Annotated in this window: 9 protein-coding genes; 7 read left to right on the top strand and 2 right to left on the bottom strand. The window is 41.7% G+C overall.

The window, feature by feature from the left end; genetic code table 11:
• The first annotated feature begins 296 nt into the window (after window positions 1-296).
• From zds to NJ959_RS19710, 4 genes are all read left to right on the top strand, one after another.
• On the top strand, window positions 297-1,766 hold the full coding sequence (gene zds, locus NJ959_RS19725) for a 9,9'-di-cis-zeta-carotene desaturase (protein ID WP_254013452.1): 1,470 nt from the start codon (window positions 297-299) through the stop codon (window positions 1,764-1,766).
• A gap of 190 nt (window positions 1,767-1,956) precedes the next feature.
• The gene (locus NJ959_RS19720; protein ID WP_254013451.1) at window positions 1,957-2,397 is read left to right on the top strand and encodes an SRPBCC family protein; all 441 of its coding nucleotides are present in this window, start codon (window positions 1,957-1,959) and stop codon (window positions 2,395-2,397) included.
• 103 nt (window positions 2,398-2,500) lie between these two features.
• Window positions 2,501-4,156 carry a response regulator gene (locus NJ959_RS19715; protein ID WP_254013450.1) on the top strand — a complete coding sequence of 552 codons (1,656 nt, stop codon included), beginning with the start codon at window positions 2,501-2,503 and terminating at the stop codon, window positions 4,154-4,156.
• 292 nt (window positions 4,157-4,448) lie between these two features.
• The gene (locus tag NJ959_RS19710; protein WP_254013449.1) at window positions 4,449-4,730 is read left to right on the top strand and encodes a hypothetical protein; all 282 of its coding nucleotides are present in this window, start codon (window positions 4,449-4,451) and stop codon (window positions 4,728-4,730) included.
• Between the two features lie 48 nt (window positions 4,731-4,778).
• On the opposite strand, the gene NJ959_RS19705 is transcribed toward NJ959_RS19710, so the two are convergent.
• The gene (locus NJ959_RS19705; RefSeq protein WP_254013448.1) at window positions 4,779-5,312 is read right to left on the bottom strand and encodes a P-loop NTPase family protein; all 534 of its coding nucleotides are present in this window, start codon (window positions 5,310-5,312) and stop codon (window positions 4,779-4,781) included.
• A gap of 433 nt (window positions 5,313-5,745) precedes the next feature.
• Between NJ959_RS19705 and NJ959_RS19700 the strand changes: the two genes are divergently transcribed.
• Together NJ959_RS19700 and NJ959_RS19695 are read left to right on the top strand one after the other, a co-directional pair.
• A complete protein-coding gene (locus NJ959_RS19700; protein WP_254013447.1) occupies window positions 5,746-6,279 on the top strand; it encodes a response regulator in 534 nt (177 codons plus the stop codon).
• Between the two features lie 111 nt (window positions 6,280-6,390).
• Window positions 6,391-7,284, top strand: coding sequence for a branched-chain amino acid ABC transporter permease (locus NJ959_RS19695; protein WP_254013446.1), 894 nt, complete (start codon window positions 6,391-6,393; stop codon window positions 7,282-7,284).
• 234 nt (window positions 7,285-7,518) lie between these two features.
• Here the strand turns inward: NJ959_RS19695 and lipA are convergent, their stop codons facing one another.
• The gene (gene lipA, locus NJ959_RS19690; RefSeq protein WP_254013445.1) at window positions 7,519-8,481 is read right to left on the bottom strand and encodes a lipoyl synthase; all 963 of its coding nucleotides are present in this window, start codon (window positions 8,479-8,481) and stop codon (window positions 7,519-7,521) included.
• A gap of 625 nt (window positions 8,482-9,106) precedes the next feature.
• Between lipA and NJ959_RS19685 the strand changes: the two genes are divergently transcribed.
• The gene (locus NJ959_RS19685) at window positions 9,107-9,667 is read left to right on the top strand and encodes a response regulator (RefSeq protein ID WP_254013444.1); all 561 of its coding nucleotides are present in this window, start codon (window positions 9,107-9,109) and stop codon (window positions 9,665-9,667) included.
• Window positions 9,668-9,809 lie beyond the last annotated feature (142 nt).

Here is a 9,809-nt window from a genome sequence, read left to right as displayed (position 1 = left end):
TTTAACTGAGATCTTGCACCATTCTCAATAAGAGGCAGAGCCTCCGGTTTATTGCAACTGGTGCAAGATCTCAATTTTAATGGACTTAAGCTATTAGACAGAGATAGTATTCTCTGGCGGTTACTGAATACACCCTACTGGCGTGACACAGCTAAATTTGTCCATTAGCTTGGCTTGGTTGGGTTTCCTTACGTCAACCCAACCTAGATCTATTACTCTCCCCACTCCCCACTCCCTACCCCCAATTAACCCAATTCCATTACAATCTGTAAAGAAACTGAACAGGAAAAGGCTCAATGCGTGTTGCGATAGTCGGGGCGGGATTAGCTGGAATGGCGACAGCGGTAGAATTAGTCGATGCTGGACATCAGGTGGAAATCTTTGAATCCCGTCCCTTTGTCGGGGGAAAGGTGGGTAGCTGGATAGACGCTGATGGTAACCATGTGGAAATGGGGTTACATGTCTTTTTTGGCTGCTATTACAATTTATTTGAGTTGATGGAGCAGGTGGGGGCGGGCGATAATTTGCGCATTAAGGATCATACTCATATCTTTGTTAATCAAGAGGGTCGTACTGGGGAATTGGATTTTCGCTTTTTTACGGGTGCGCCTTTTCATGGATTGAAGGCTTTTTTTACGACTTCTCAGCTTACTCTTCAGGATAAGCTACAAAATGCGATCGCACTCGGTATTAGTCCCATTGTCCGAGGTTTGGTGGATTTCGATGGGGCGATGAAAACTATTCGCGATTTGGATAAAATTAGTTTTGCCGATTGGTTTCGCAGTCATGGTGGTAATGATGGCAGTTTAAAACGGATGTGGAATCCTATCGCCTACGCTCTCGGTTTTATCGATACGGAAAATATTTCTGCTCGCTGTATGTTGACAATTTTCCAGTTTTTTGCTGCTAAAACTGAAGCTTCAGTCTTGCGGATGTTGGAAGGTTCGCCGGATGAGTATCTCCATAAACCCATTATCAAGTATCTGGAAGCGCGAGGGACAAAGATTTATACGCGGCGGCGAGTTAGGGAAATCCTTTATACCGATAATGGTACGGGAGCCAAAGTTACTGGCTTAGTTATTTCTAATGGCGATAGTGAAGAAACTATTACCGCCGATGCTTATGTTTGTGCGGCGGATGTCCCCGGTGTACAAAGACTGTTACCCGAAGCTTGGCGCAAATGGTCGGAATTTGACAATATTTATAAGTTGGATACCGTACCAGTAGCCACGGTACAACTAAGATTTGATGGTTGGGTAACTGAGTTACATGATGCCCAGAAACGGAAGCAATTAGAACAAGCAGCGGGACTGGATAATCTACTTTATACTCCAGATGCGGACTTCTCCTGTTTTGCCGATTTAGCTTTAACCAGTCCCAGCGATTATTATAGAGAGGGACAGGGTTCCCTATTGCAATTAGTCCTAACTCCAGGCGATCCTTTTATTAAACAGAATAACGACGCGATCGCACAACATGTCCTCAAACAAGTTCACTCTCTCTTCCCCTCGTCTCGCGAACTGAATATGACATGGTATAGTGTAGTTAAGCTAGCCCAATCCCTTTACCGCGAAGCCCCTGGTATGGACGTGTATCGTCCCGACCAAAAGACACCAATCGATAACTTTTTCCTAGCCGGAAGTTATACCCAACAAGATTATATCGATAGTATGGAAGGAGCAACGATATCAGGGCGTAGGGCGGCTAAAGCAATTCTGGAAAATGTCAAAAATATGGCAGAACGTTCTCCTGTTGCTACAGTATAGTTAGTTGTTAGTTGTTAGTTGTTGGTTGTTTGTTTTTATAGCGATGCTCAGTTGAGTGAGGTACAGAGAAACCCGGTTTCTGGGGGTTTTTATTATGTACTTCATGCAACTGAAAACAGCTATAGATGATAACCAATAACTAATAACCAATAACCAACAACCAACAACCAATAACCAATAACCAATAACCATGTCAGATTGGCTCGAACATAGCGTACAGGTAGAAGTAGAAGTTCCCATTGAATTATCATGGAACTTATGGTCAGATTTAGAACAAATGCCGCGCTGGATGAAATGGATTGATTCTGTACATGTATTAGAAGAAGATCCAGAATTATCCCGTTGGAAACTAGCCAGCGGTGGCTTTGAATTTAGCTGGCTATCTCGGATACTAAAAGTAGTACCCAACCAGATTATTCAGTGGGAATCTATAGATGGATTGCCCAATAAAGGAGCAGTTCGTTTTTACGATCGCCATGGTAGTAGTATTGTAAAATTAACTATTGCTTACGATATTCCTGGTGTACTTGGTCAATTAATGGATAATTTATTTTTAGGACGAATTGTTGAATCTACTATTCAGGCGGATTTAGAGAGATTTCGGGAATATGCTATTCAAGTAAAAACTTAATAAGTTAGGGAGTGGGGAGTGGTTTTTTTGGAGTGGGGAATAAATGAAAGATTAGCAATTAGCAATTAGCCCTTAGCCTCTAATCTCTAACCTGCGAAGCAATATGAGAATTCTGCTAGTTGAAGATGACGAGGATCTTGCAGAAATCCTCAAAACAATACTGATCGATCGCTATTATTTGGTTGACTATGCTCCTGATGGCGAAACGGGTTGGGAATTGGCGGATTCTTTGAAGTACGATCTAATTTTGCTGGATGTGATGTTACCTAAGCTGGATGGCATTACTTTTTGCCAACGGCGACGTAAAATAGGCGATCGCACTCCTATTCTTCTGTTAACCGCCCAAGATACCACCACTAGTAAAATCAAGGGGTTAGATGCGGGGGCAGATGACTATGTAATTAAACCTTTTGATGTGGGTGAATTATTAGCTAGAATTCGGGCTTTGCTCCGTCGGAGTAGTGACTCTATCTCCCCGATTATTCAGTGGGGAGAATTGCGCCTCGATCCGAGTAGCTGCGAGGTAAGTTGCCAGGGAAAATTATTACATTTAACTGCTAAAGAATATGGTTTATTAGAACTATTTTTACGCAATTCTCATCGAATCTTCAGTCAAAGCGCTCTACTAAATCGCCTTTGGGATTATGAAGAGGCTCCTTCAGAAAATGCCGTGAGATCCCATATTAAGAGTTTGCGGAAGAAACTTCATCATGGTGGGGCTGAAGATCTAATTGAAACAATATATGGATTAGGATATCGACTGAAAGATCCAGAATCAAAAGTCGAAAGTATAAAAAAGGAACCTGAGATAATTTGTCCATCTGTATCAGAATCAGTCACAAATAATTCAGGAGGAAAAACTATTCCTGTCTCACCTACTTTTAATAGAAAATCTGATGTCAATACTGCTGATTTGACTCGTGTTTTAATTGTGGATGACGATCCGCTAATGGAAAACTTAGTATCAGAAGGGATTTCGTTGGAAATTCAGGTGGAGGTAGTTTGTCAGCCATCCAAAATAAGGGATGCGTTGGCAAAAAATAGACCCGATCTTGTGCTACTCTCTCTTTACTGGCGAGGAAAGAATCGGAAGGGTTTCGATTTGTTACGGCAACTGACTATGAGTGAAGCGCCTTTACCTGTTATTGTACTGGCAGAGCGAGATAATTTGGCGGATCGAGTTAAAGTGGCACGTTTAGGTGGAAAGGGTTTTCTCTGCAAGCCTATTTCCATTAATATGGTGAAGAGTGCGATCGAGGACATCGGGCAACGATCTAGTCTTGAGATTTCTAAGCTATTGATTGTAGATGATGACTCTCGGCTTCTGGATTTAATTGATACTTTATTACAGCCTTGGGGATTTAATCTAACTCTACTAGATAATCCCCAACGATTTTGGACTGTATTGGAGAAGTTTTCCCCGGATTTGTTGATTCTGGATATCGAGATGCCGGGATTTAGTGGGCTTGACTTATGTGCAGCGGTACGAAACGATCCGCGTTGGGGTGACTTACCTATTCTATTTCTGTCTGCTCGCACTGACGCTCCGTCAATCCATCAGGTATTTGTCGCAGGTGCAGATGATTATGTCAGTAAGCCAATTGTAGTGCCTGAATTAGTCGCTCGAATCCTGAATCGACTGGAAAGGACAAAAATGCAGCGGAAACTAGCGCAGGTTAGCAGAAATAACTCATCAGTTGTGAGCAGGGGATCTCTTGAGCAGGGAGCAGGGGAGAGAAAACAACTATCAATCCTTTGAAACTGGTGAGAAACTTCTGCCGCGATGCACTAGCGCAACGGGAATGGGTAACAGGTTGTGGTTAGTTAGTAACGCCAGTCTTTCAGAAAAACCGGGTTTCTGGAATCCTAGAGCGTCTCGCCCGCTCTAGGCTTGGTATTCCTGATGGCAGACGGTAATGATTCTACATATTAGTAGATAAATAATCTCCATTGATTAATCGATCTGCTCACAAAATCTTCACATTTTTTTCTTAACTTAAGGAGGAGAGACAATGATAATGTCGATCTCTGTAAATCGAGGTGCATAAATCATGGCTAAATATCCAAATCATCAATTAGAAGCTGCGACTAACCTCCTGAAGTCTTTTGGCATTGCGGAACCCTATACCCTAGAGGACAAAATTGAAGCAATCAATGCTGTCAGCGCCTTAAAGTCAGGCAAAGTTGAGAAAATATTCAAAAACACCTCCAGCCTTAAGTACAAGGTATCATACAATATAGAGATGGATTACAGCAAACAACAATTATCTGCTCCAGGAAAACTATTTCTGGTTGATTGGCGGGATGATTTGGACAATCCGATCTGGATTTGAGAGCTAAATTTAGTTCACGATCAACCAATCTCATGGGAACAATATTAACTAATCCTCTGATACTACTGGTAGTATATCTGGCTCTACTATTTCAATAGCCAATGTTTTAAAAATTTCATCCATGAATTGGTAGGTATTAGGATAGGATTGACAACTGAGGATTAATTGCTCCCCCTGTTTAAACTGAACTAGATAAATTATTGGTAGCTCTTTTCCTATTTCAGGTTGAGTCAATATTGCCATGGCAACCCCATGGGGATTGATTGAGAAAAAAAGCTGAACATATTTAACTAACTTCTCAATAGTCTCCTGGCGATTGATATCAGCAACTACCAGAGCGCCACTGGCTCCTTTCAGGTATGAGTTTAATAGTCTATTGTATTTACTATGGCTGGCTAAATCCCAAATTACAAACTGGAAAGTTAGTTCTCGCTCAGTTAATTCTACCGCTTTGTGATAAATTTTTACTCCTATAGTTGAATAATGCAGATCGTTGCACTGGTAGTCTAATAAATAAGGATTCAATCGACTTTTTCCGATTTCGCAACCTAGAATACAGATCTTTTTTGAAACTTTGGACATAATTAACCTACCAGCGACGATTTAACCAGCTAGGCATTCGTCAAAATATAACTTAATTTATACCAAATTCTGGGTCAATTGCGCAAATTTAATTTTAGGGTACTGGCGATGAGGCTAACTCATCTATCTCTATGGTGCGTTATGGATTGCTAAGGCACCATTACCATTATATGTAATATACCAGGAATGAGGTTTTCGTCTAAATAGGGTAAGAGTTTCAGCTTCCTTTTCCTAGGAGTCTAATGTAGCCGCGTAACTCCTCCAAATAAAATATGTAAAAACTGGTAAGTTAAGCGGCAACTAAATCTAGTTTAGAGAAATAAAAACTTTATCGAGTTACATGCCTTCCTCACAAAATTTTCACATTTATATACTAAATTAAATTATTAGCTAGATCCATCACCAGAATTCTTCAATTCAGGAATCGTGCTTTATGGCGACATCCAAACCGCTAGAAATATCGAAATTAGGCTGGGAAACTTGTGTGAATTCCCAAAAGGCTCCCCTCATCCTCGTATCCCACAACGATCAATTCACGCGAGCTATTCTCTGTCTGGAGATGGAAACTGAGGGCTATCAAGTTATTGAAGCATACAATGCCCAGCAATGTATAGAAGCTTACAAAATTTTCCATCCCGATTTGGTGATCTTAGATGCCATGATGCCAGGAATAGATGGCTTTAGTTGCTGTCGCCAACTCAGGAAAATTCCCGCTAAATTATCCACACCTATCCTGATAATTACGAGTTCCCAGGATACAACCTCAATTGAAGAGGCGTTTGTTGCAGGGGCTACAGATTGCATCACACAGCCAATTCCTTGGCTAACTCTACGCCCACGAGCGCGTCAGCTTCTCCACCGCTCTTTCCTGACTCAGCATATCCTGGAATTATCCACTCAATTGGCTCATCGCCGTCTTGAGCAAGTGCCTTTACAAACGCTACAGGATCTGGCAACTTGTCTGTAGGGGGAATTATTTAACCACGAAGACACGAAGGATGGGAGTGGGACATGATTGACTAGAGAGCGATCGCTAGTTTATGCTCGTTACTCTACATAGCACTTTTTCTCAGTGATAATGCCGATCGCTCATAATTGTATCCTAGCCCAAGTCCCCACGGAACAACTAATTGTCAATGGTATTGCTTTAGGCTCCATTATTGCCTTGGCAGCTATTGGCTTGACTCTAACTTATGGGATTTTGCGTCTTTCTAACTTCGCTCACGGTGATTTTATGACTTTGGGCGCTTATTTTACCTGGCTGGCTAATATCAATGGCGTTAATATCTGGATTTCTATGATTCTTGGTGCTGTAGGTACAGTATTGGTAATGCTACTATCTGAGTTATGGTTATGGCAACCGATGCGTAATGCTCGTGCTAGCTCTACTAGTCTCATTATCCTCTCTATTGGCCTGGCTCTATTCCTCCGTAATGGGATTATTTTTATTTGGGGTGGTGGTAATCAATCTTATAATTTGCCAGTTGTCCCTGCTATCGATCTCATGGGGGTAAAGGTGGCGTATTACCGCATTATTGTGGTGGTGATGGCAGTATTCGCGATCGCAGCTCTCCACTTTTTACTCCAAAATACTAAAATCGGTAAGGCTATGCGTGCTGTGGCAGATAATGTTGATTTGGCTCGCGTATCGGGTATTAATGTGGAGCAAGTTGTAATTTGGACTTGGGTGATTACGGGCACTTTAACTGCTTTCGGTGGTGCTATGTATGGTTTAATTACTGCTGTTCGTCCTAATATGGGTTGGTTTCTAATTTTACCTATGTTTGCCTCTGTTATTCTTGGCGGTATTGGTAATCCTTATGGGGCTATTTTGGGTGCTATCATTATTGGTTTAGCACAAGAATTAAGTGTCCCTTGGTTGGGATCGGAATATAAGTTAGCTGTCGCTTTAGTTGTGATGGTTTTGATGCTTTTAATTCGCCCTCAAGGTTTGTTTAGAGGGACTATTTGATTTGGTTATTGGTTATTGGTTATTGGTTGTTTGTTATTGGTTATTGGTTGTTTGTTATTGGTTATTGGTTGTTTGTTATTGGTTATTGGTTACAGCAAAAGTCAAAAGTGAAATGCCTGCTGTGACTTTGTTGTGGCGTTTTCGGATGTCTTAATTGCACTGGCGACTGCTATATTAGTTATTAGTTATTGATTGGTAAATAATAACAAACAACAAACAACTAACAACTAACAACTAATTACCAGCATGATAAGAACTACGAACTAATGGACCAGAGCGGATATGAGAAAAACCGATATCTTGTGCGATCGCACCCAATTGGGTAAATTCATCAGGTGTCCAATATTTTACCACAGGGAGGTGTTCTAAGGAAGGACGCATATATTGACCGATGGTAATGCGATCGCAATCACCATGACGCAAATCTACCATAGCCTCAATTATCTCGTCAACGGTTTCTCCATGTCCCAACATTAATCCTGATTTGGTAGGAATAGTCGGGTTAAGGGTTTTCACTATTTTTAGCACATCTAGCGATCGTTCATATTTCGCACCCCGGCGCACTCTTCCCTGTAATCGTCGCACTGTCTCGATATTATGGTTATAACAAGCAGGATTAGCCTCAACTACCGTTGCTACCCGCTGATACTGTAAGTCTGTTGCAGATTTTTCCTCACTTTTGCCACCCCAAAAATCAGGAGTTAACACTTCTATCTGTATTTCTGAGTTTTCTTGCCGAATTGCCGCCATCGTCTTAGCAAACCAACTCGCACCCCCATCTGGCAAATCGTCTCTCGCTACTGAAGTTAGCACTACATAACGTAAACCCAATAATTTTACCGCTTCGGCTACTTTTTGTGGTTCTTCTGGGTCAAGGGGCATGGGAGAGTGACCTTTATCTACTTGACAGAAAGCACAAGCCCTGGTACATGTAGGACCCATTAATAAAAAAGTTGCCGTCTGATTGGCATAGCATTCACCTCGGTTAGGGCAGCGCCCCTCTTCACAAATAGTGTGAATTTGCCTAGCTTTAACGATTTGCTGTACGGTTGAGATTTCGCTAGCCTTACCAATGGGGCGGCGCAACCAGCTAGGGATGGATTCAATTTCTTTGCGCCAACTTGTGCGATCGCTCTGGCGGGAGAAGCCATCGGACTCAGACGTGGTAGATTTGTTGATATCAAGAGGCAAATCCATATAATTTTGGCGGGCGATTGACAGGAGCAGTACTCTTGAGAAATTTTAACCGATTTAATTTATAAAGAACTTACGCAAAACCTCGATCTCTAGGGTGCGTTATCCTTTACTAATACAACATTAGAACTATCTGTCATGTAGCATGGTAAGTCTTGTGACAATAACTTCCATTATGGGCATTAACCTTAATGCCACAGGAATCATCACCAACCAACAGATTGCCTGATAATGCTATTATCAGGCAATCTGCAGCGATCGAGCCGATCGGATTAATCTAGAATCAGGGCCGGAGATTTCTGTCGAGTTCGAGATCAATCTCAAGATAGTAAATAATTCAGGGTATCGGTCATCATTTGTATCACCTTTAACAGACATAGTAGACTTCGTATGGTATGGGGCAATGATGGCGCTGGGCTTAATCAAGGGCTGATCGACAGTAGCGGATTCACATTATATTGGTAACTCAGAGATTCATTATCGATCTCAAGTCAATAATAGTTGTCTTACACTATTATACATCTCCAAAATAGAATCTCAAACCCTTGCCCTGTCTGGGTTAAAAGCTAATTCATGGAGATGTTTATTAATTTTTTTTCTCTCAATCACCTCATGAAAGGAGTAAGTTGTGGCAAGTCAAAAAATACTGGTAATTGATGATAGCAAAGTCATTCGCACAAGAGTTAAAGAAATGTTACCTGCCAACTGTGAAGTGTTGGAGGCTAAAGATGGTATTGAAGGACTAAATTTAATTCGACAAGCACGTCCTAATCTAATTATGCTGGATTTTCTCCTGCCCAAAAAAAGTGGTTGGGAAGTATTTCAGGAAATTCAAAGTAGTGGGGAGCTTCAATCCACCCCTTTAGTGTTGATGTCCGGGCGGCGAGAAGAAGTAACAGAGAAAATACCGGAGCCTTTTGAGTATTTTTCTTTTGTCGAAAAGCCATTTGAAAAGAAACAACTCCTTGATGCCATTAAGGATGCCATGGGGAAGGCGAAAAAACGCCCCATCACCGCACCCATCTCCTCCCTTGCCGCACCAACTTCAGCACCTACTGAATCATCTGGTACTTCAACCGCAGAAATTAAAGCCCTTAACGACAAAGTGGAAAAAATGCAGGCTGAAATTGAGACATTGAAGAAACAGGTTACTCAGATGATGAATTTCATTAAACAGAAATTAAAGTAGTTTCGGGCTAGGGGCAAGAGAGTTTTGTTAGCGCAGCGGGACGAAGTCCGTTTTGAGTTTTAACTCTCCCCCTTGTCCCCCTTGTGGGTGTGGGGTGTGGAGGAAGAGAGTTTTGAGTTTTGGAGAGCGTTGCGGGACGAAG

This window comes from Limnofasciculus baicalensis BBK-W-15 (assembly GCF_024178385.1).
Lineage (GTDB): Bacteria > Cyanobacteriota > Cyanobacteriia > Cyanobacteriales > Coleofasciculaceae > Limnofasciculus > Limnofasciculus baicalensis.
This window is presented reverse-complemented; position numbering and strand designations above follow the sequence as displayed.

Bases quoted from the DNA above. Each gene is read 5' to 3' on its own strand.
- lipA (WP_254013445.1), bottom strand. From the start codon at position 8,481: ATGGATTTGCCTCTTGATATCAACAAATCTACCACGTCTGAGTCCGAT.
- NJ959_RS19705 (WP_254013448.1), bottom strand. From the start codon at position 5,312: ATGTCCAAAGTTTCAAAAAAGATCTGTATTCTAGGTTGCGAAATCGGA.
- zds (WP_254013452.1), top strand. From the start codon at position 297: ATGCGTGTTGCGATAGTCGGGGCGGGATTAGCTGGAATGGCGACAGCG.
- NJ959_RS19700 (WP_254013447.1), top strand. From the start codon at position 5,746: ATGGCGACATCCAAACCGCTAGAAATATCGAAATTAGGCTGGGAAACT.
- NJ959_RS19720 (WP_254013451.1), top strand. From the start codon at position 1,957: ATGTCAGATTGGCTCGAACATAGCGTACAGGTAGAAGTAGAAGTTCCC.
- NJ959_RS19695 (WP_254013446.1), top strand. From the start codon at position 6,391: ATGCCGATCGCTCATAATTGTATCCTAGCCCAAGTCCCCACGGAACAA.
- NJ959_RS19715 (WP_254013450.1), top strand. From the start codon at position 2,501: ATGAGAATTCTGCTAGTTGAAGATGACGAGGATCTTGCAGAAATCCTC.
- NJ959_RS19710 (WP_254013449.1), top strand. From the start codon at position 4,449: ATGGCTAAATATCCAAATCATCAATTAGAAGCTGCGACTAACCTCCTG.